General features: G+C 63.1%; 20 protein-coding genes and 1 other RNA gene. 5 read left to right on the top strand and 16 right to left on the bottom strand.

Annotated features, from left to right (window positions below; translation table 11 throughout):
* Positions 1–42 precede the first annotated feature (42 nt).
* Positions 43–1,173: an anhydro-N-acetylmuramic acid kinase gene (locus QFZ91_RS17650; RefSeq protein ID WP_429568657.1), complete on the top strand. Its 1,131-nt coding sequence runs from the start codon at positions 43–45 to the stop codon at positions 1,171–1,173.
* 122 nt (positions 1,174–1,295) lie between these two features.
* Here the strand turns inward: QFZ91_RS17650 and erpA are convergent, their stop codons facing one another.
* The 3 genes from erpA to rplM all read right to left on the bottom strand — a co-directional run bounded on the left by erpA (position 1,296) and on the right by rplM (position 2,728).
* Entirely contained in the window at positions 1,296–1,661 is a 366-nt protein-coding gene (erpA, locus tag QFZ91_RS17645; RefSeq protein WP_013090506.1) for an iron-sulfur cluster insertion protein ErpA, read from the bottom strand.
* A 234-nt stretch (positions 1,662–1,895) separates the two neighbouring features.
* Positions 1,896–2,288, bottom strand: coding sequence for a 30S ribosomal protein S9 (gene rpsI / locus QFZ91_RS17640; protein ID WP_013090507.1), 393 nt, complete (start codon positions 2,286–2,288; stop codon positions 1,896–1,898).
* An 11-nt stretch (positions 2,289–2,299) separates the two neighbouring features.
* Positions 2,300–2,728 (bottom strand): 50S ribosomal protein L13, encoded by a 429-nt coding sequence (rplM, locus tag QFZ91_RS17635; RefSeq protein ID WP_013090508.1) that lies wholly within the window; start codon positions 2,726–2,728, stop codon positions 2,300–2,302.
* A gap of 635 nt (positions 2,729–3,363) precedes the next feature.
* Between rplM and QFZ91_RS17630 the strand changes: the two genes are divergently transcribed.
* Positions 3,364–3,786: an OsmC family protein gene (locus QFZ91_RS17630; RefSeq protein WP_026226035.1), complete on the top strand. Its 423-nt coding sequence runs from the start codon at positions 3,364–3,366 to the stop codon at positions 3,784–3,786.
* A gap of 81 nt (positions 3,787–3,867) precedes the next feature.
* On the opposite strand, the gene rnpB is transcribed toward QFZ91_RS17630, so the two are convergent.
* From rnpB to pyrC, 3 genes are all read right to left on the bottom strand, one after another.
* An RNA gene (rnpB, locus tag QFZ91_RS17625) (RNase P RNA component class A) lies at positions 3,868–4,281 on the bottom strand.
* Positions 4,282–4,316: 35 nt separating this feature from the next.
* Positions 4,317–5,243: a DUF3025 domain-containing protein gene (locus QFZ91_RS17620; protein WP_429567935.1), complete on the bottom strand. Its 927-nt coding sequence runs from the start codon at positions 5,241–5,243 to the stop codon at positions 4,317–4,319.
* Between the two features lie 11 nt (positions 5,244–5,254).
* Positions 5,255–6,316 carry a dihydroorotase gene (pyrC, locus tag QFZ91_RS17615; protein WP_429567934.1) on the bottom strand — a complete coding sequence of 354 codons (1,062 nt, stop codon included), beginning with the start codon at positions 6,314–6,316 and terminating at the stop codon, positions 5,255–5,257.
* A gap of 163 nt (positions 6,317–6,479) precedes the next feature.
* On the opposite strand from pyrC, the gene QFZ91_RS17610 reads away from it, so the two are divergent.
* Entirely contained in the window at positions 6,480–7,439 is a 960-nt protein-coding gene (locus QFZ91_RS17610; RefSeq protein ID WP_176121821.1) for a class II glutamine amidotransferase, read from the top strand.
* A gap of 102 nt (positions 7,440–7,541) precedes the next feature.
* Here the strand turns inward: QFZ91_RS17610 and QFZ91_RS17605 are convergent, their stop codons facing one another.
* The 6 genes from QFZ91_RS17605 to QFZ91_RS17580 all read right to left on the bottom strand — a co-directional run bounded on the left by QFZ91_RS17605 (position 7,542) and on the right by QFZ91_RS17580 (position 13,391).
* Positions 7,542–8,267, bottom strand: coding sequence for an amino acid ABC transporter ATP-binding protein (locus QFZ91_RS17605; RefSeq protein ID WP_176105077.1), 726 nt, complete (start codon positions 8,265–8,267; stop codon positions 7,542–7,544).
* Positions 8,264–8,941, bottom strand: a complete 678-nt coding sequence (gltK, locus tag QFZ91_RS17600; protein WP_176121822.1) for a glutamate/aspartate ABC transporter permease GltK — start codon at positions 8,939–8,941, stop codon at positions 8,264–8,266. The genes QFZ91_RS17605 and gltK overlap by 4 nt, the downstream gene beginning before the upstream one ends.
* Complete coding sequence (locus QFZ91_RS17595) at positions 8,941–9,681, bottom strand: amino acid ABC transporter permease (protein ID WP_429567933.1); 741 nt, start codon at positions 9,679–9,681, stop codon at positions 8,941–8,943. Before QFZ91_RS17595 ends, gltK begins: the two co-directional genes overlap by 1 nt.
* Before the next feature lie 91 nt (positions 9,682–9,772).
* A complete protein-coding gene (locus QFZ91_RS17590; RefSeq protein ID WP_429567932.1) occupies positions 9,773–10,666 on the bottom strand; it encodes a glutamate/aspartate ABC transporter substrate-binding protein in 894 nt (297 codons plus the stop codon).
* Positions 10,667–10,949: 283 nt separating this feature from the next.
* Positions 10,950–12,272, bottom strand: a complete 1,323-nt coding sequence (locus QFZ91_RS17585) for a Glu/Leu/Phe/Val family dehydrogenase (RefSeq protein WP_176121823.1) — start codon at positions 12,270–12,272, stop codon at positions 10,950–10,952.
* 162 nt (positions 12,273–12,434) lie between these two features.
* Positions 12,435–13,391 carry a LysR family transcriptional regulator gene (locus tag QFZ91_RS17580; protein ID WP_018421792.1) on the bottom strand — a complete coding sequence of 319 codons (957 nt, stop codon included), beginning with the start codon at positions 13,389–13,391 and terminating at the stop codon, positions 12,435–12,437.
* Between the two features lie 187 nt (positions 13,392–13,578).
* Between QFZ91_RS17580 and purB the strand changes: the two genes are divergently transcribed.
* Positions 13,579–14,967, top strand: coding sequence for an adenylosuccinate lyase (gene purB, locus QFZ91_RS17575; RefSeq protein ID WP_429567931.1), 1,389 nt, complete (start codon positions 13,579–13,581; stop codon positions 14,965–14,967).
* A 95-nt stretch (positions 14,968–15,062) separates the two neighbouring features.
* Here the strand turns inward: purB and QFZ91_RS17570 are convergent, their stop codons facing one another.
* The 4 genes from QFZ91_RS17570 to edd form a co-directional block, all read right to left on the bottom strand.
* On the bottom strand, positions 15,063–15,557 hold the full coding sequence (locus tag QFZ91_RS17570; RefSeq protein WP_176121826.1) for a gluconokinase: 495 nt from the start codon (positions 15,555–15,557) through the stop codon (positions 15,063–15,065).
* 10 nt (positions 15,558–15,567) lie between these two features.
* On the bottom strand, positions 15,568–16,953 hold the full coding sequence (locus QFZ91_RS17565; protein WP_176105069.1) for a GntP family permease: 1,386 nt from the start codon (positions 16,951–16,953) through the stop codon (positions 15,568–15,570).
* Between the two features lie 253 nt (positions 16,954–17,206).
* Positions 17,207–17,848 carry a bifunctional 4-hydroxy-2-oxoglutarate aldolase/2-dehydro-3-deoxy-phosphogluconate aldolase gene (gene eda / locus QFZ91_RS17560; RefSeq protein WP_013090522.1) on the bottom strand — a complete coding sequence of 214 codons (642 nt, stop codon included), beginning with the start codon at positions 17,846–17,848 and terminating at the stop codon, positions 17,207–17,209.
* Positions 17,849–17,850: 2 nt separating this feature from the next.
* On the bottom strand, positions 17,851–19,815 hold the full coding sequence (gene edd, locus QFZ91_RS17555) for a phosphogluconate dehydratase (RefSeq protein WP_429567930.1): 1,965 nt from the start codon (positions 19,813–19,815) through the stop codon (positions 17,851–17,853).
* Between the two features lie 300 nt (positions 19,816–20,115).
* Here edd and QFZ91_RS17550 point away from each other — a divergent pair, with 300 nt between their 5' ends.
* Entirely contained in the window at positions 20,116–20,961 is an 846-nt protein-coding gene (locus QFZ91_RS17550; protein WP_368592410.1) for a MurR/RpiR family transcriptional regulator, read from the top strand.
* Positions 20,962–21,032: the final 71 nt, after the last annotated feature.

Here is a 21,032-nt window from a genome sequence, read left to right as displayed (position 1 = left end):
CTGCTACAACGAATCGCAATGATCATCGACAGGAGCAGCGACGTGGCGCAAGATCCCGCAGACGGCATCTATTTCGGACTGATGTCGGGAACCAGCATGGACGGTGTGGACGGCGTCGCCGTCCGGTTTGCCACGGGGAAACCGCCCGAAGTGCTGGCCGAGGCGTTCGTCGGCTTTTCGGCCGGCATCCGCGAGGCGCTGTTCGCGCTGCAACAGCCGGGGGACAACGAGATCGAGCGCGAAGCTCTCGCCGCCAACGCGCTAGCGACGCGCTACACGGTGTGCTGCCACGATCTGCTGCGCGATAGCCGCGTATCGGCCGACGAGGTCCGTGCCATTGGCGTGCATGGGCAGACCGTGCGGCATCGGCCGGAAAAGGGCTATACGCGGCAGATCAACAACCCGGCGCTGCTCGCGGAGATGTTGCATATCGACGTGGTCGCCGATTTCCGCAGCCGCGACGTCGCGGCGGGCGGCCAGGGCGCGCCGCTCGTGCCCGCTTTTCACGCGACGATCTTCGGGGCGAAGAACGAAACGCGTGTCGTCTGCAATCTTGGCGGCATCAGCAACATCACGATCCTGAACGCGACCGGCGGGGTGCGCGGCTTCGACTGCGGCCCGGCGAACGCGCTGCTCGACGCTTGGGCCGAGCGCCATCTTGGCAAGCCATTCGACGAAAACGGTCATTTCGCGGCGAGCGGCCAGATCGATCGCAAGCTGCTGAACGCGCTGCTCGACGAGCCGTTCTTCGCCGAACAGCCGCCCAAGAGCACCGGCCGCGATCTGTTCAACACCGCATGGCTCGATGCGAAACTCGAGCCGTTCGGCGCGCTCGCACCGGCCGACGTACAGGCGACGCTCGTCGCGCTGACCGCGGTGACGGTTGCGCGCGAGATCGAGCGGCATGCATCCGACGCGCGGGCCGTGTACGTGTGTGGCGGCGGCGCGCGCAATCCGGAGATCATGAAGGCGTTGCAGCAGGCGCTCGAAGACAGCGGCGTAAGCGGCGTGCCCGTGTTGACGACCGACGCGCTGGGCGTGCCGCCGAGCCAGGTCGAACCGCTCGCGTTCGCATGGCTCGCGATGCGCTGCATCGCGCGTCTGCCGGGCAGTCTGCCAAGCGTGACGGGGGCGTCCGCGGAGCGGGTTCTGGGGGCGATTTATCCGCGCTGATGAGAGGTCAAGGCGAAGAAACCGACGCCTTTTACCTTCGTGCGCTGCTTCCGCGGCGCGGAAGCAATAAAAAAAACGGGGCGGAGGCCCCGTTTTCGCTGTGGTTTAATGAGCCTTACCGCTCAGACCGAAAACGACGAACCGCAACCGCAGGTCGTGGTCGCGTTCGGGTTCTTGATGACGAACTGCGCGCCGTTGATGTCATCCTTGTAGTCGATCTCTGCGCCGACCAGGTACTGGTAGCTCATCGAGTCGATCAGAAGCTGCACGCCGCTCTTGTTCATCACGGTGTCGTCTTCGTTGATCGCTTCGTCAAACGTGAAGCCGTACTGGAAGCCCGAGCAGCCGCCGCCCTGCACGAACACGCGCAGTTTGAGCTCCGGGTTGCCTTCCTCATCGATCAGTTGCTTGACCTTGTCCGCCGCTGCGTCGGTGAAGACGAAGGGGGCCGGCATCTCGGTCACGGGGGTGTCGGTGACTGCGTTCATTCGAACTCTCCAAAAAGCTTTAGCCGATATTGTAGGGCTGTTCCGGATATCGTGCTGATGCCCACAAAATCAATGGGTTCTTGTTGCAAGGTCGATGCAAGGCGAGCCGTTGCCGCTGAGCGGACGAGACCAGCCCGCGAACGCCAGCGAAGCATAAAAAAAAGCCGCCTTCGCTCGTGGCGTTGGCGGCTTTTGCTGCAAACCGGCGTGAAGCCCGGATTGCGCCCGAAACGATTAACGCTTCGAGAACTGCTTGCGGCGACGTGCCTTGTGGAAGCCGACCTTCTTACGTTCGACTTCACGAGCGTCACGCGTAACGAAGCCAGCGTTCGACAGTTGCGGCTTCAGCGTTGCGTCGTAGTCCATCAGAGCGCGGGTGATGCCGTGGCGAACCGCACCGGCTTGACCCGTTTCACCGCCACCGGTCACGTTGACCTTGATGTCGAACGTGGTGCCGTGGTTCGTGAGTTCCAGCGGCTGACGCACGATCATCAGCGACGTTTCGCGCGAGAAGTAGTCGGCGATGGGCTTGCCGTTCACAACGATGTCGCCCTTGCCTGCCTTGATGAACACGCGTGCGACGGCGCTCTTGCGGCGGCCCGTGCCGTAATTCCAGTTACCGATCATGTGGGCTCCCCTTAGATCTCGAGCGCCTTCGGCTGTTGTGCCGAATGCGGATGCGTTGCGTCAGCGTAGACCTTCAGCTTCTTGATCATCGCGTAGCCGAGCGGGCCCTTCGGCAGCATGCCCTTGACCGCCTTCTCGAGCGCGCGGCCCGGGAAGCGTTCCTGCATCTTGCCGAACGTCGTTTCATAGATACCGCCCGGGTAGCCCGAGTGACGGTAGTACTTCTTGTCGGTAACCTTGTTGCCCGTGACCTTCAGCTTGCCAGCGTTGATAACGATGATGAAATCACCGGTGTCGACGTGGGGAGTGAATTCAGGCTTGTGCTTGCCGCGAAGACGGTGTGCCACTTCGCTGGCGACACGCCCGAGAACCTTATCCGTCGCGTCAATCACGTACCATTCGCGCGTCACCTCATGGGCTTTTGCGGAAAACGTCTTCATGATCGATCCAAAAAAATTGCTGCGCCCAATGTGTTCTTTCCTGCTTGTAGTTTGCGCATCGAGGCGCGTGCAGGCTCTCCCTGGTTCTTCTTCCGCGGGCGCGGATGCGGAAAAGCCCTGAATTATAAAGGAATTTGTACTCGCAAGTCAAAACGTGCGATGCGCTCTCCATGAGCGGTCCGAAATCGGGGCAAACGGCGGACAAAGCCAGGCGAAAAAAAACCCGAACAAGTGGTTCGGGTTTAATCCACCAAAGGAGGAGGTGGAGGAGACAGCGGAGGTTGCAGAACTGCTGCAACGATGGGTGGATTATAAGAGTCGCCCTTGTGCAACGCAAGAATATTTGCATTGCGAAATCCGTTTTCATAATGCGGCAGACTCAGTGTGCGACTAAGGGTTGGCAAAACTCCTTTTGGATCAGGCACTAAGGGCGAAATAATTCCAACAGCATCAGATATCCCCTAGACTAAAACCCCTAAACCGGCTGCGGGACTGGGAAATCGCCGGTCTATTCCGCACTGCAGCAAGACAGCAATCACTGTGCATGGACACCGGCTGCGGTCGGCCTGAGCTGATTGTCAGACACCGGGCTACAATGCCGTCTCGACAAAGCGATGCGCGGTGGGAGTGACAGCATGGAATGCAAAGTAAGCTGGATGGGACAAGACGGGATGGCGTTCGCGGCCGAGACGGGCAGCGGTCATCTGGTCGCGATGGACGGCGCACCCGAGGGTGGCGGACGCAACCTCGCGCCGCGTCCGATGGAAATGGTGCTGCTCGGCACCGGCGGCTGCACCGCCTACGACGTCGTGATGATCCTGAAGAAGAGCCGCCAGGAGATCGCCGGCTGCTCGGTGACCCTGAAGGCCGAGCGCGCAAGCGAAGATCCGAAAGTGTTCACGAAGATCCACTTTCACTTCACGGTGACGGGCAAGAATCTGAATCCGGCGACCGTCGAGCGCGCAATCAATCTGTCGCACGACAAATACTGTTCGGCGTCGATCATGATCGCGAAGACCGCCGAGCTCACGCATTCGTTCGACATCGTCGCGCTCTGAGCGCGATAGCGGCCACGGCCGCCATCCGCGCCCCGAAATGAAAAAGCCGGCGTCCCAACGGACGCCGGCTTTTTTATTCAGCGGCAAAGCAGGCCGATAAGCCGGATTCTGTGCACGCGCCGCATCCGGAGACGCGACGCGCGTGGCAGCCATTCCTCTAGGCGCGCCATTACTGACGCGCTCAAGCTTCCTACCCGCAGACGAGACGGGGGCCCCGTCCTGCATCGCGAAGATGCGCGCCTGCCTACTTGGAATTGCTCCGGGTGGAGGTTACCGTGCCGGTCTGCCTTGCGACAGCCGCGGTGCGCTCTTACCGCACCGTTTCACCCTTACCTGATCCCGGCTTGCGCCGGGCCATCGGCGGTTTGCTTTCTGTTGCCCTGTTCCGCGTGTCACCACGGATGGCCGTTAGCCATCACCCTGCCCTGTGGAGTCCGGACTTTCCTCGCCCTCGTTGGCCGAAGCCGTCGAGGCCGCGACTGCCTGGCCTGCTTTGCTGGCGCGGATTTTAACACCGAACGCAAAAGCGCCTAGCGCTTGCGCCGCCCCGCTCGGAACACGGTCGTGTCGTCGTAGAACGCGGGTGATTCGTTCTCGCGCCACCAGCCCGGAATGCCGAGCACCGGCAGCGGTGCGAACAGGCGGCTCGTCAAAGCGTCGGTGCCGAGCACCGCCGTGCTGACCACTTCATCGAGCCATGCGTCGCGCGCCGGGGTGTCCCAATCGAAATATTCGGCCGGAACGTCGACGATCCACGCATGGCCGGTGCAGCCCTTGAATGGCGCGATCAGCTTTTCCAGCAGCGCGTGACCGAAGCAACGTACTTCGCAGGCATGCCCCCATGCATCGCGGCGTGCGACGAACAGCGTTTGCCAGTCGAAACCACGTAGCGCGGCGCTCAGCGCAGGATCGGCGCAAGCGAACAGCAGCGCATTTTCGTCGAACAGAGTCAGCATGTCGCGCACGCCGCCACGCGTCGAGCCGACGCCGAGCACGTCGAGTTCCGCCGACTGGCGCGCGTTCAACGCTGCCTTGATGCGCGGAAAGGCGAACCACATCGAACCGTTGAAGAAGTCGTGCAGATTGTGGCGCGTCGGCACGCAACCGGTCGACGCGATATGCCCCTCGTACGCGGCGCCCGGTGGCAGATCGTCCTGCGCGATAAACGTGAGACGCTGGCCGCGGCCGGTGCTCTGTTGCATCTCGGCCGCGTCGGCATTCATCGCGGCGAGCAGGTCAGCGTAGCCGGTCAGCGCGGCTTGCTGCCAACGCTGACCGCGTGCGGCGAATTGAGCGAACCACGCGGTCGACCAGTCGATTGCGGCGAAGCCTGCTGGCACAGGCACGGGTGCCATGCCGCGCGCAGCTTTGGCCGCGGCTTCATGCGCTAGCGCGAAGCCCGCGTTCGCCGCCACATCAATATTGGCAGTGCGCTGCCCCGCCTCACGCTCGGGCATCTGCCGTAGCCTCAAACGAGACGCCAGCCAATCGATTCGCCGCCGCGCAGCGGCACGACCGGCGTATCACCAGCCGGCAGCTCGGCCGGCAGCGTCCATTCCTCACGACGCAGCGTGATCTTCTCCGTATTGCGCGGCAGACGATAGAAGTCCGGCCCGTGGAAGCTCGCGAAGCCTTCGAGCTTGTCGAGCGCACGGGCCTTGTCGAATGCTTCGGTGTAGAGCTCGAGCGCGTGCAGCGCGGTGTAGCAGCCCGCGCAGCCGCACGCGTGCTCCTTCAGTCCCTTCGGATGCGGCGCGCTGTCGGTGCCGAGGAAGAAACGCGGATCGCCCGAGGTCGCGGCCTCCACCAGCGCGACGCGATGCGTCTCGCGCTTGAGCACCGGCAGGCAGTAGTAATGCGGACGGATGCCGCCTTGGAAAATCGCATTGCGGTTGTACAGCAGATGGTGCGCGGTAATCGTAGCTCCTAGCAGTTCCGGCTCGACGCCCGCCTCGCGGACGTAGTCTGCCGCGTCCTTCGTCGTGATGTGCTCGAACACGACCTTCAGCGCCGGAAACGCCCGGCGCAGCGGCATCATCACGCGATCGATGAAGACCTTCTCGCGGTCGAAGAGATCGATGTCCGAATCCGTCACCTCGCCGTGCACGAGCAGCGGCATGCCGACTTCCTGCATCACTTCCAGCGTATTCGCGCACTTCATCAGATCGGTGACGCCCGCGTCGGAGTTCGTCGTCGCGCCCGCCGGGTACAGCTTCACACCGTGCACGAAGCCGCTCTCGCGCGCGCGGCGGATTTCGTCGGGCGGCGTGTTATCGGTCAGGTACAGCGTCATCAGCGGCTCGAATTTCGCGCCCTCGGGAATCGCGGCGATGATGCGCTCGCGATACGCCTTCGCCATCCCGGTCGTCGTGACCGGCGGCTTCAGGTTCGGCATGATGATCGCGCGGCCGAACTGGCGCGCGGTGTCAGGCAGCACGGCCGCGAGCATCGCGCCGTCGCGCACGTGCAGGTGCCAGTCGTCCGGGCGGACCAGCGTGACGGAATCGGGGGAAACGTTGGAAGCAGTCATGGCAGGAATACGAGACTTCGCGCGCCTCGCTGATCGACCGGTCAAACCGCGTTGTAGCGGCCCAAACACGTGTCAATTTTGCTATTTGGCGCATCGGGCTCGGTGATATGCTTGGAAAATCATCATTGTAACGGCTCGCTCCGTTCACAGGCTCACCTGCAACATGTGCCAACTTCTCGGAATGAACTGCGCCGCGCCGACAGACGTCACGTTTTCCTTTACCGGCTTTGCGGCGCGCGGCGGCGTCACCGATCACCACGCCGACGGCTGGGGCATCGCCTTCTTTGAAGACAAGGCCTGCCGCCTGTTCATCGATCATCAATCGTCGGCCACCTCGCCGATCGCCGAGATGGTCAAGCGCTACCCGATCAAATCGAAAAACACGATCGCGCACATCCGAAAGGCGACGCAAGGGCACATCCTGCTCGAAAACTGCCACCCGTTCATGCGCGAACTGTGGGGACGTCACTGGATCTTCGCGCATAACGGCGATCTGCAGGGGTACGCGCCGGAGTTGAACGGCGTATATCAGCCGGTCGGCACGACCGACAGCGAACTCTCGTTCTGCGCGCTGCTGCAAGGTTTGCGCAAGGCTTTTCCGGGCGCGCAGCAGCCGCCGCTTGACGAGCTGTTCGGCGCGCTCGAGGCGCTCACGCGTGAAATCACGCAATACGGCGTGTTCAATTTCCTGATGTCGAACGGCCAGGCGCTGTTTGCGCATTGCTCGACGCATCTGCATTACCTCGTGCGTCACTGGCCGTTTTCGACCGCGCATCTGGTCGACGCGGACGTATCGATCGACTTTGCCAAATACACGACGCCCGAAGACCGCGTCGCAGTCATCGCGACCAAGCCGCTGACCGACAACGAAGTGTGGACCGCGTTCAAGCCCGGCGATCTGCTGATGTTCCGGCATGGCGAAGTGATCGGCCAGGCAAATATCCCGGTGCCGGACTCGGTGCTCGAAAAGCTGCGCAATCCGGCCCTCGATGCATCCGCATCGGCGACGACGATCGCGGCATCGAACGGCGCGCAGCCCGTGGGCACGCGCGGAACCACGCTTTCGCCCGACAGCGAAACCGATCTCGAAGCCGCGGATGATGCGGCGGCGTTCGAGTCATGAACCGCTGATGTCGCCCTCAGCCAGGCAACAAAAAGCCGCTCCACGGAGCGGCTTTTTCTCATCCCCACACAAGCCTCGGCAACGAGGCCCGCGCAGCGAACCTCAGTGCAGGATCTTCGCGAGAAAGTCCTTCGCGCGATCCGACTTCGGATTTGCGAAGAAGTCTTCCTTGCGGTCGTCTTCGACGATCAAGCCCTTGTCCATGAAAATCACGCGATGCGCGACCTTCTTCGCAAAGCCCATTTCGTGCGTCACGCACATCATGGTCATGCCTTCCTGCGCGAGTTCGACCATCACGTCGAGCACTTCGTTGATCATCTCGGGGTCGAGCGCCGAAGTCGGCTCGTCGAACAGCATCGCGATCGGGTCCATGGACAGCGCTCGCGCAATCGCCACGCGCTGCTGCTGACCACCGGACAGCTGCCCCGGATACTTGTCCGCATGCGCGCGCAGACCGACGCGATCGAGCAGCTTGAGGCCCTTCGCGGTCGCCTCGTCGTTCGAGCGGCCGAGCACCTTGACCTGCGCGAGCGTCAGGTTCTGCACGATAGACAGATGCGGGAACAGTTCGAAGTGCTGGAACACCATGCCGACCTTCGAGCGCAGCTTCGACAGATTGGTTTTCTTGTCGGTCAGCGACTGACCGTTGATGACGATCTCGCCCTTCTGGAACGGCTCGAGGCCGTTGACGGTCTTGATCAGCGTGGACTTGCCCGAGCCGGACGGCCCGCACACCACAACCACTTCGCCCTTTTTGACTTCCGTCGTGCAGTCGGTCAGCACCTGGAAATGGCCGTACCACTTCGAAACATTCTTGATAGAGATCATCTTGCGACCTTTTTCTGAAGACTTTTGACGAGGCTCGACGCGATAACGCAGATCACGAAATAAACCGCACCCGCGAACAGTACCATCTCGACATTCGTGCCGTCACGATCGCCAATATTCGTGGCCGTGCGGAAGAAGTCGGCGAGGCTGATCACGTACACGAGCGATGTATCCTGAAACAGCACGATCCCTTGCGTGAGCAGCAGCGGCACCATCGCGCGAAACGCCTGCGGCAGCACGATCAGACGCATTGCCTGCCCATAGGTCATGCCGAGCGCGAACGCCGCGTTGACCTGGCCGCGCGGCACCGCCTGAATGCCGGCGCGGATGATCTCCGAATAGTACGCAGCCTCGAACAGCGAGAACGCGACCATCGCCGAGGCGAGCCGGATGTCGATGTCGGCCGACAGACCGAGCACGCTTTGCAGCACCTGCGGCACGATCAGGAAGAACCACAGTAGCACCATCACGAGCGGGATCGAACGGAACAGCGTCACGTAGCCCTGCGCGAACCATGCGAGCGGTTTGATCGACGACAGTCGAAACATCGCGAGAATGGTGCCCCAGATGATGCCGAACACGATCGCGACGAGCGTGATCTTGAACGTGATGATCGCGCCGGTCCACAGCGTAGGCAGTGCACCCGGAATACCGCTCCAGTCGAAATGATGCATCACTTCCCTCCGATATAGCCGGGCAGCCGGGACTTCCCTTCGACCCAGCGCATCAGTAGCATCACGATCACGTTGATCAGCATGTATGCGACCGTTACCGCGATGAACGACTCATAAGTTTGCGACGTGTAGTCGACCAGCTGACGCGCCTGCGCGGACAGATCGAGCAGACCGATCGTCGAGGCAACCGCTGAGTTCTTGAAGATGTTCAGAAACTCGGAGGTGAGCGGCGGCACGATGATCCGGTACGCGACCGGCAGCAGCACGTAGCGATACGTCTGCCATTGCGTGAAGCCCACCGCGAGACCGGCCGCGCGCTGGCCGCGCGGCAACGCGTTGATGCCCGAGCGCACCTGCTCGCACACCCGCGCGGCGGTGAAGAGGCCGAGACACACGATCGACGCCGAGAAGAACTGCGCGCTCGGCGGCAATTGCTTGAACCAGGTGCCGATCGACACGGGCAGCAGCTCCGGTATCACCAGATACCAGATGAAGAACTGCACGATCAGCGGAATGTTACGGAAAATCGCGACGTAGACGGTGCCGACGCCCGACGCCCATGTGTTCGGCACCGTGCGCAGCACACCGAACAGCGAGCCGACGATCAGCGCGATCACCCATGCCGACAGCGACACGGTGACCGTCACCCACAGCCCCGAGAGCAGCCAGCCCAGGTAGGTGGTCGGCTCGCCCGTGGAGACGGGACTCAGCAGAATGCCCCAGTTCCAGTGATATGACATGACCAAGACTCCGGCAAAAAGAAACGGAAGAAGCGCGTGGCCCCTTCCGTTCCGTTCAGCGTTTCGAAAGTGTCGAAAAAGCAGCTAGGGTTTAGTCGATTGCCTTGTCGTTCGGATTCTTGAACAGCGCACGCATGTCGTCACTCATCGGGAAGTTCAGGTTCAGGCCCTTCGGCGGGATCGGCGATTCGAACCAGCGCTTGTAGATCGTTTCGCCTTCGCTCGACAATTGAACCTTCGCGATTGCGTCGTCGGCGACCTTCTTGAAGTCGCCGTCGTTCTTGCGCAGCATGCAGCCGTAAGCCTCACGCGATTGCGGCGTGCCGACGATCACGAAATCGTTCGGGTTGCTCGACTTGGCGCGCTCGCCGGCGAGCAGCGCGTCGTCCATCATGAACGCGGCGGCACGGCCCGTCGACAGCGTCAGGAACGACTCGCCGTGATCCTTCGCGCTGATGATGTTCATGCCCATGCTCTTGTCCTGGTTCATCTTGCGAAGCAGGCGCTCGGACGTGGTGCCGGCGGTCGTCACGACCGTCTTGCCCTTCAGGTCCGGGAAGTCCTTGATACCGGAATCTTTCTTGGTCATCAACCGCGTGCCGATCACGAAGATCGTGTTCGTGAAGGCAGCCTGTTGCTGGCGTTCGAGGTTGTTCGTGGTGGAGCCGCACTCGATGTCGACCGTGCCGTTCTGCACGAGCGGAATACGGTTCTGCGACGTGACCGGCACGAGCTTCACCTTCAGGTTCGGCATGTTCAGCTTCTGCTTGACGGCCTCGACGATCTTCATCGCGTAATCCTGCGAGTAGCCGATCACGTTCTGCTTGTCGTCGTAATACGAGAACGGGATCGACGACTCCCGATGGCCCAGCGAAATGACGCCGGTATCCTTGATCTTTTTCAGCGTCCCCGAGTCTTGCGCATGCGCGCCAACCGTAAACAATCCGAGAGTGGCGAGCAACAGCGCAGCTTTTTTAACCTTCATCTTGATCTCCTTGGCAAGAACCGGCGCCAGTGTAACAAAGTAATTTTTCTGAAAGTATTCCTATTAACCATCCTGTTGCGCGCACGCCGCGACGGGCCCACGGCGCGGTCGCACAGCCGTTTCGCACATACGAGAAGGCGGGCGGTATCGATAGGATGCCGCCCGCCGGTCAAACACGCCGTCTTGTGGACCGCGCTGATGCACAAAATTTCGACGGTTTCGCCTCCCGGCCCGGATACCGGGCCGCGTCACCGCCGCTTCCAACAAGATAGGACAGGGTCCATCAGGGATACAAGCCGCGCATCTCGCGCGCTTGCAAAATCCGCTTGCACGCGACGATGAAGGCCGCGGTGCGCACCGACACGTTCTGCTCGCTCGACACCTGCCACACCGCCGCGAACGCTTCGCGCATCACGCGCTCGAGGCGCTCGTTGATTTCGTCCTCGGTCCAGAAGAAGCTCGAAAAGTCCTGCACCCATTCGAAATATGACACTGTCACACCGCCCGCATTCGCGACCACGTCCGGAATCACGAGGATGCCGCGATCGTGCAGGATGTCGTCGGCCGCCGTGGTGGTCGGGCCGTTCGCGCCCTCGACGATGATCCTGGTCTTGATCTTGCCTGCGTTCTTTTCGGTGATCTGGTTTTCCAGTGCCGCCGGAATCAGGATGTCCGATTCGACGGTCCAGAACTCGTCAGCGGTGATCGCGTCGGCTTCAGGGAATCCGCCGACGCCGCCCTTCTTCGCGACGTAGTCGAGCAGCGCGACCGCGTCGATGCCGGTGGACTTGTACACCGAGCCGGTGTGGTCCTGCACCGCGACGACCTTCGCGCCCGCTTCCTGGAACAGACGCGCGGCGATGCCGCCGACGTTGCCGAAGCCCTGCACCGCAATACGCGCGCCTTCGATATCGAAACCGATGCGGCGAGCCGCTTCGCAGCCCACCACGAACACGCCGCGGCCGGTCGCCTCGCGGCGGCCGAGCGAGCCGCCGAGCGTGATCGGCTTGCCGGTCACGACGCCGGTGGCCGTCTGCCCCTGATTCATCGAGTACGTGTCCATCATCCACGCCATGATCTGCTCGTTCGTGTTCACGTCCGGCGCGGGGATGTCGGTATTCGGTCCGATGATGATGCCGATCTCGCTCGTGTAGCGGCGCGTCACACGCTCGAGCTCGCCGCGCGACAGCGTGCGCGGATCGACGCGGATGCCGCCTTTCGCGCCGCCGTACGGCACGTTCACCGCCGCGTTCTTCACCGACATCCACGCGGACAGCGCCATCACTTCGGAGAGCGTAACGTCCTGGTGATAACGCACGCCGCCCTTGCCGGGACCGCGCGACACGTTGTGCTGCACGCGATAGCCCTCGAAGTGCGCGACCGTGCCGTTATCGAGTTCGATGGGCACGTCGACGACGAGAATGCGCTTCGGGCGCTTCAGGGTTTCGAGCCAGCGGGACAGCGAGCCGAGGTACGGCGCGACGCGGTCGACCTGGCGCAAGTAGTTGCCCCAGGGGCCGAGATCTTCTTTGTTGAGGTAGGAGGGAACGGACTGCAACGTTGAGGCGGCTTGTGCCGATTCTGCGGCTTGTTGCTGGGATGACATGAACGCTCCGGCGTTTGATCGAGTACGGGCATTGTGGAAAAACGCCGTATTGAAATCCAATGCCGTTTCCTTATCCGGTTATGTTTTTCTTGCATAACGTTCGGAAAGCCGCAAATTCCCGTCGCCGCGACGCAGGTTCGAGCTTCAGTTTTATGCCGCGTTTCAGGCGGCGCTTTGCCGGAGTTCCTCCGACACCACGTCCCACAACTGCCGCACGAGGATCTGGCGCGCGTCGTCGCTTTTGGCGGCGAGCTTGTCGCGGTACAGGCGAATCTCCATGCTGAGCGTCAGCTGCCCTTCGGGTGTGCCGCGCGTCGCGCGATCGAGGCGGATCAGCCGGCCTTCGGCTACCGCATCTTCGACCGCGCTATGCGGCAGAAACGCGATGCCGTGACCCGCGAGCGCCATCGCTTTCAGCCCCTCTGCCATGTCGGTTTCGTAGAGCCGGTCGAGGTACAGGCGCTCCGGCGCGTTCGCGAGAATCACCTCGGTCATGCGCCCGAGGTACGCGTTCGGCGTGTACGACAGATACGGCGCGGGCGCGTCGGCCGAGCCAGGCAGCGTGTGACGCGGACGGCCCGCGCGGGCCGGCGCGGAGAACGGGCTGATCGGCTCGTGGCCGAGCGTCAGCATGTCGTAGCGCGCCGGATCGAGCGCGACCGGGTGGCTCGGATGGTGGTAGCCCATCATCAGATCGCAGCCGCCTTCGACCAGCGACAGCGCCGCATCGTGCACGTTCAGCGCGCGCAGCCGCGTGTGGATCGGGCCCATCTGCGCCTCGATGCGCTGCAGCCAGCGCGGAAAGTATGTCAGCGACAGCGTGTGCGGGACCGCGAATTCGATCGTCGCCTGCGGCGTCGCCGTGTGGCCGCGCAGCAGCGCGCGCGCCTCGTGGAATTGCGACAGCATCGCGAGCGCCTGCTCGTTGAACACCTGCCCGGCCGCCGTGAGCCGCGTCGGATAAACAGAACGGTCGATCAGTTCCGTGCCGAGCCACGCTTCGAGCGCCTGGATGCGGCGCGAGAAAGCCGGCTGGGTGACGTGGCGCAGTTCGGCCGAGCGGCTGAAGCTACGTGTTTCCGCGAGCGAAATGAAGTCTTCGAGCCATTTCAGTTCCATGCGAGTGCGTGTGCCGGCGAGAGGGAAGAAGTGTGCATTCTAGCGGCGCGAAGTGCGGCCGACGCATCCGGACGGGCGCATCGCATCACAGTGGTAAAATCCACGGTTCCCTCCGTTTCCGATCCGCTCGCTGAGCGCTCAGTGCCTTAACCCGCGCCTCAACCTGCGCCTCAACCCGGTCCTCATCATGTCCGACACCCGCCCCGACACCCTGTTCGCGCTGAACGCGCTCTCCCCGCTCGACGGCCGCTATGCCGCCAAAACCGAAGCCCTGCGCGACTGGCTCTCGGAAGCCGCCTTCATGCGCAATCGCGTGACGGTCGAAATCCACTGGCTGATCGCGCTGTCGCGCGCCGGCTTCGCCGAAGTGCCGCGCTTCTCCGAGGCGTCCGAGCAATTCCTGCTGCAATTGGCCGAGCGCTTCACCCCGCACGACGCCGCGCGCATCAAGGAAATCGAGCGCGTGACGAACCACGACGTGAAGGCCGTCGAATACTGGCTGAAGGAGTCGGTGAAGGGTCAGGAAGAACTGGAGCGCGCGAGCGAGTTCATTCACTTCGCGTGCACGTCGGAAGACATCAACAACACGTCGCACGGCCTGATGCTCGCCGGCGCGCGCGAACACGTGATCCTGCCGGCGCTGCGCTCGGTGCATCAACGCCTCATCGCGCTCGCGCATGCGCAAGCCGCCCAGCCGATGCTGTCGCGCACGCACGGCCAGCCGGCCAGCCCCACCACGCTCGGCAAGGAAATCGCCAACGTCGCCGCGCGTCTCGCACGCGCGATCGAGCGTATCGCCAAGGTCGAGCTGCTCGGCAAGATGAACGGCGCGGTCGGCAACTTCAACGCGCACCTGTCCGCGTATCCGGAGTTCGACTGGGAAGCGTTCTCGAAGGACGTCGTCGAGAATCGCCTGAAGCTCACCTTCAATCCGTACACGATCCAGATCGAGCCGCACGACTACATGGCCGAGCTGTTCGACGCGATCTCGCGCGCAAACACGATCCTGCTGGATCTCGACCGTGACGTGTGGGGCTACATCTCGCTCGGCTACTTCAAGCAGCGCACCAAGGCTGGGGAAATCGGCTCGTCGACGATGCCGCACAAGGTCAACCCGATCGACTTCGAAAACTCCGAAGGCAACCTCGGCCTCGCGAACGCGACGCTACGCCATCTCGCCGACAAGCTGCCGGTGTCGCGCTGGCAGCGCGACCTGACCGACTCGACGGTGCTGCGCAACATCGGCGTCGCGTTCGGCTACTCGCTGCTCGCGTACGACTCGCTGATCCGCGGCCTCGACAAGCTCGAAGTGAACGCACAGCGTCTGAACGAAGACCTCGACAACTGCTGGGAAGTGCTGGCCGAGCCGGTGCAAACGGTGATGCGCCGTTACGGCATCGAGAATCCGTACGAGCAGCTGAAGGAACTCACGCGCGGCAAGGGCATCACGCGCGAGGCGCTGCAGGGCTTCATCGGCGGCCTGGCGATTCCGCAGGACGCGAAGGACCGTCTGCTCGAAATGACGCCCGGCTCGTACATCGGCAAAGCCGTCGACCTGGCGAAGCGGATCGCCTGATCGGCTGGTCCAGCTTCGGCTCATAGAAAAAGCCGCTCCGAGGAGCGGCTTTTTTTCGTCCCGCGTTCGAAATTGGAACGCGGGGGATCAAAGACTCAGCGCGCTTCGAGCTGCCTGAGCGCCTCGTCGACGATCTGCTCCGGCGTCAGATCGATGCTGACAGTGATCGCTTCATCGTCACCCGGCTCCTCGAGCGTATCGAGCTGGCTTTGCAGCAGCGACGGATCGAAGAAGTGCCCGGTGCGATGCCCGAGACGCTCCGAGAGCACCTCGCGCGAACCCTTCAGGTAGACGAAGCACACGTCCTTGTCGCCGGCACGCAGAATGTCGCGATACGAGCGCTTCAGCGACGAACACGTGAACACCGCCGTCTCGCCCGCCTTCTGCTTTTCCTCGATCGCTGCGCGGATCGTCTTCAGCCACGGCCAGCGGTCTTCGTCGGTGAGCGGAATGCCGTGGTGCATCTTCTCCTTGTTCGCCGCGCTATGGAACGCGTCGCCGTCGGTGAACGTGCAATGCAGACGCGCCGCCAGCATTTCGCCAATCAGAGACTTGCCCGCGCCCGACACGCCCATTGCGATCAGAATCATTTGAAACTCCTTACAGGACCGCCGCGAGTGCGAAGGTCAGGGCCAGCCCCATTATCGAAATGATGGTTTCGAGGAGCGACCAGGTCTTGAAGGTCTGCACCACCGTCATGCCGAAATATTCCTTGATCAGCCAGAAGCCGCCGTCGTTCACGTGCGAGAAGATCAGCGAGCCCGAGCCGGTCGCGAGCACCATCAGTTCCGGCTTCACTTGCACCGCGCCCGCCGCCGCGATCGGCGCGACGATGCCGCAGGCGGTCGTCATCGCAACGGTGGCCGAACCGGTCGCGAGACGGATCATCGCCGCGACGATCCAGCCGAACAGCAGCGGCGACAGATGCACCGCGGTCGCAACGTTGGTGATTTCCTTCGAAATGCCGCTATCCAACAGCACGCGGCCAAATCCACCGCCCGCACCGACGATCAGTGTAATACCCGCGATCGGCGCCAAACACTCGCCGCAGAACTTCTGGATCTGCTCGCGGTTAAAGCCGCGGCTCGCGCCGAAGGTCCAGAAGCTGACCAGCACGGCCGTCAGCAGCGCGACGTCGGTGTTGCCGAAGAAGCGCAGCAGATCGTTCGGCAGCGTCTTCGGTTCGAACACCAGGTCGGCCCAGCTGCCGACCAGCATCAGAACCACCGGCAACAGGATCGTGGCCAGCGTGATGCCGAAGCCCGGCAGTTCGCGCTTCGGTGTGTTGGTTGCCACGCCGTTGCCGTTATTCGCGTCGTGACTGAGAAACTGCGCGGCAAGCGGATTTTCCTTCGGCAACTGGATATGCCGGCTCACCAGCAGCGCGAACAGCGGACCGGCGACAATCGCGCAGGGGATGCCGACGATCAGACCATAGGCGATCGTCTTGCCGATGTCCGCGTGATACGCCTGCACGGCGAGCAGCGCGGCCGGGTGCGGCGGAATCAGCCCATGCACGACGGACAGACCCGCGACCATCGGCAGGCCGACCAGCAGCAGCGATTTGTTGGTGCGCTTGGCGACGTTGAACGCGATCGGAATCAGCAGCACGAAACCGACTTCGAAGAACACCGGCAAACCGACGATGATCGCGACGACCATCATCGCCCAGTGAATGTGTTTCTCACCGAACCAGTTGATCAGCGTGGTCGCGACGCGCTCGGCGCCGCCCGATTCGGCCATCATCTTGCCGAGCATCGTGCCGAGACCGACGACGATGGCAATGTGCCCGAGCGTGTTGCCGTTACCCGTTTCGAACGATTTGACGATGGTCTGCATCGGCATGCCGGCCACGAGGCCCAGCAGCAACGACACGATGATAAGAACGAGAAACGGATAGACCTTCAGGCGCGTGATCATGAAGATCAGCAACGCGATCGCGATCAACGCGTAGACCAGCAACATGCTTCCGTGGGCAGATTCCATGAAGCCCCTCCTTTGGTTTATTGATTTCAGAGTGCGGATGCGGCCGGCACTTCGTCTCACGGCAACCTGCGCGATGCCTGAAAACCCGGCTGGCCGCGCGGACGCTGAATTTTACTGTTTGTTTCAAAAACGCGCGCACATCCAGCACGCATATCAAGCAAAAAAGAGTCTCGGCGCGACAGCCTGATGCGGCTGTATCGACGAGACTCCTGGGCCCGGCTCAGTCAACCGATGCGCTGGTGAGTCGTGGGGCTTAGTGTGCGGGCGCCGCCAACTGGCTCGCGGCGCGCGCAAGGCGCGTCACCTCATCCCAGTTCTGCGCGGCGAGCGCGGCCTTCGGCGTGAGCCACGAACCGCCGACGCAGACCACGTTCGGCAGCGACAGGAAGTGCGGTGCGCTTTCTGGCGTGATGCCGCCGGTCGGGCAGAACTTCAGCGCCGGGAACGGACCGTGGAATGCCTGCAGCATCGGCACGCCGCCGGCCTGCTGCGCGGGGAAGAACTTGACGATCTCGTAGCCGAGCTCGAGCGCGAGGATGATGTCCGACGGGGTCATCACGCCGGGCAGCAGCGGCAGACCGACATCCTGCGCGGCCTGGTGCATGTCCTTGGTCAGACCCGGCGACACGCCGAACTGTGCGCCCGCCTTCTTCGCTTGCGCGCAATGTTCGGGCTTCGTGATCGTGCCGACACCGACCACGATGTCGTCGGCGAGCTCGCACGCACGCTCGATCGCGCCGAGACCCGCCGGCGTGCGCAGCGTGATTTCGAGCACCTTCACGCCGCCGGCGTGCAACGCGCGCGACACGTGTTCGCCCTGTTCGACCGTGTCGAACGCGAGCACCGGAATCACCGGGCCGAGGCGCACGATATCGCTTACTGTTTTCGACGTCATAGTCAGACTCCTTGTTTCTGCAGCGCCGCGCCGGCTTGCGCGGTGCTCGTGTGATGGCTGCTCGATTGATGGGCGTGCTTGTCGCCGTGCTTGTGGTGGCTGCCGTGGCTGTGCTGGCCGTCGAGCGTGCCGCCCTCGCCGATCAGCTTGCCGAACACCGACGCGCCCTGCTCCGCCGGCGCCGCCGCCGCACGGAACACGCCGAACAGCTCGCGGCCGAAGCCGGCTTCGTTGTCCGCCTGATGCAGCGGCTCGGCGTTCGGACGCGCGGCCCATTCGGCTGCGTCGATCTCGATGTCGAGCACGCCCGCTTCGGCGTCGATGACCAGCGTGTCGCCCGTGCGGACCTTGCCGAGCGGGCCTTGCAGCAACGCTTCCGGCGAAACATGAATGACCGCCGGCACTTTGCCCGACGCGCCCGACATACGGCCGTCGGTCACCAGAGCGACATGGAAACCCTGATCCTGCAACACACCGAGCAGCGGCGTCAAACGATGCAACTCGGGCATGCCGTTTGCACGGGCACCCTGGAAGCGCACCACCGCGATGAAGTCGCGCTTGAGCTCGCCCTTGTCGAATGCTTCCTGCACCGCTTCCTGCGAATCGAACACGATTGCCGGCGCCTTCACCTTGCGATGCTGCGCCGCGACCGCCGAGATCTTGATCACGCCGCGGCCGAGCTTGCCCTGCATCAGACGCAGGCCGCCGTCCGGCTGGAACGGCTCCTGGATGCCGCGCAGCACCGCGGTATCCGCGCTCGCCTCGACGCCCGCGACCCATTGCAGTTTGCCGTCGAGCAGCTTGGGCTCCTCGGTGTAGCGCTTCAGGCCCTTGCCCGCGACCGTGTTCACGTCTTCATGCAGCAGACCGCCTTCGAGCAGATTGCGCACGAGGAACGCGACGCCGCCCGCCGCGTGGAAGTGATTCACGTCGGCCTTGCCGTTCGGATAGATCTTCGCGAGCAGCGGCACCGCCTGCGACAGCGTGTCGAAGTCGTCCCAGTCGATCACGATGCCGGCCGCGCGCGCGATCGCGACGAGGTGCAGCGTGTGATTGGTCGAGCCGCCGGTTGCCAGCAGCGCGACGATGCCGTTGACGATCGCCTTCTCGTCGATCACATGGCCGATCGGCATGTATTGGCCGCGCTCGACCGTCAGGTCGAGCACGCGGCGCGCGGCCTGGGCGGTCAGCGCGTCGCGCAGCGGCGTGTGCGGATGCACGAAGGCCGAGCCCGGCAGATGCAGGCCCATCACTTCCATCAGCATCTGGTTGCTGTTCGCGGTGCCGTAGAACGTGCAGGTGCCGTGGCTGTGATACGCGGCCGCTTCCGCTTCGAGCAGCGCTTCGCGGCCGCATTGGCCAGTCGCGAACTGCTGGCGCGTCTTGGCTTTGTCGTCGTTGGACAGGCCGCTCGTCATCGGACCGGCCGGCACGAAGATGGTCGGCAGATGGCCGAATTGCAGCGCGCCGATCAGCAGGCCCGGCACGATCTTGTCGCAGATGCCGAGGCACAGCGCGGCGTCGAACATGTTGTGGGTGAGCGCGACGGCCGTGCTCATCGCGATCACTTCGCGCGAGAACAGTGACAGCTCCATGCCCGCGTTGCCCTGCGTGATGCCGTCGCACATCGCCGGCACGCCGCCCGCGAATTGCGCGACGCCGCCGTTTTCGCGCGCGGCCTGCTTGATGATGTCCGGGTAGTTTTTGTACGGCGCGTGCGCCGACAGCATCTCGTTGTAGGACGACACGATGCCGATGTTCGGCTCGCGGATCTGCTTGATCACGAGCTTGTCGTTGCCTTCGAGACCGGCGAAACCGTGGGCCAGGTTCGCGCACGACAACGCGCCGCGTGCCGGAAAGCGCCCCTGCGCATGCTGGATGCGGGCCAGGTACGCTTCACGCGTGGGCTTGCTGCGCTCGATCACGCGTTGCGTGACCTTCAACAATTGCGAATGCGGGGAAACCATCGGAGCTCCTTCGTCGCTGGCGGCAGGCGCACGCATGACACCAGGCGGTATCGCGGGGTTGTGATATCGAACCAACGCCATATTAGTAGAAAAACTACATGATCGCAATTACGACCACTTTTGCGGTGCCGCATCGTGCGAATCGCCGTGACGCCCAATTGGGCGGCGTCTCGGCGCTTTGCAGCCGAAACCCAGGGAATACACTTACGCGCCGATATGTAGTTTTTGTACCTAGCTTTTGTGCGCCAACGACCAATCGGATATAGTCCACACGTTCTTCAGCATAGTGCGAGTTTTCCGATGATGCTGTCCCAGGTGGAAGAGATGCGTGACCAGCTGCGCCCGTCCGAGCGCAAGCTGGCCGATTATGTGATCGAGGCGCCGCGCGAGGTGCTCGATCTGTCGATGACCGAGGTCGCCGCGCGCGCCGGCGTGAGTCAGCCGACGATCGCGCGCTTCTGTCACGCGCTCGGTTTTTCCGGCTTTCGCGAATTCAAGATCCGGCTTGCACAGGGCATCGCCAGCGAAGTGCCCGCCGTCTATCGCGACGTGCGGCCCGACGAGCCGACGCCGGGCGTCGCCGCGAAGGTGCTCGACCGGACCATCGGCGCGCTGATTCAGGTGCGCAACAATCTGTCTTCGGATAGCGTCGCGGCGGCGATCGACATACTCGCGCAGGCGAAGCGCATCGAGTTCTATGGCGCGGGCGGCTCGGGCATCGCCGCGCTCGACGTGCAGCACAAGTTCTTCCGGCTCGGCATGCCGAGCGTCGCGTATTCGGACCCACACACATTTCTGATGTCGGCCGCGCTGCTCGGGCCGGGGGACGTGGTCGTCGCGATTTCCAACACCGGCCGCACGCGCGACATCATCGATGCCGCGAGGGCCGCGCTGAACGCAGGCGCGAAGGTGATCGCGATCACGCACGGCAACTCGCCGCTCGCCCGGCTCGCGACCGTGGGACTCTTCGCGAACGTCGACGAAGACACCGACATCTTTTCGCCGATGACCTCGCGCGTGTCGCATCTGGCGATCGGCGACATTCTGGCGGTCGGCGTCGCGCTGAGCCGCGGGCCCGAACTGGTGGAGAAGCTCGCGCAGACGAAGGAAGTGATACACCGGCGGCGGGTGGACTCGCAGGGGTAATCCGCTCCGATAAGAAACGCAAAAGGGCGGTGTGCCATTCAACTGGCACACCGCCCTTTTGTCTTTTCCAG

Origin of the sequence: Paraburkholderia sp. JPY419, from assembly GCF_050435705.1 — a bacterium.
GTDB lineage: Bacteria > Pseudomonadota > Gammaproteobacteria > Burkholderiales > Burkholderiaceae > Paraburkholderia > Paraburkholderia youngii.
The sequence above is the reverse complement of the archived record's forward strand: the minus strand, read 5'-3'. Positions and strand labels throughout refer to the sequence as shown.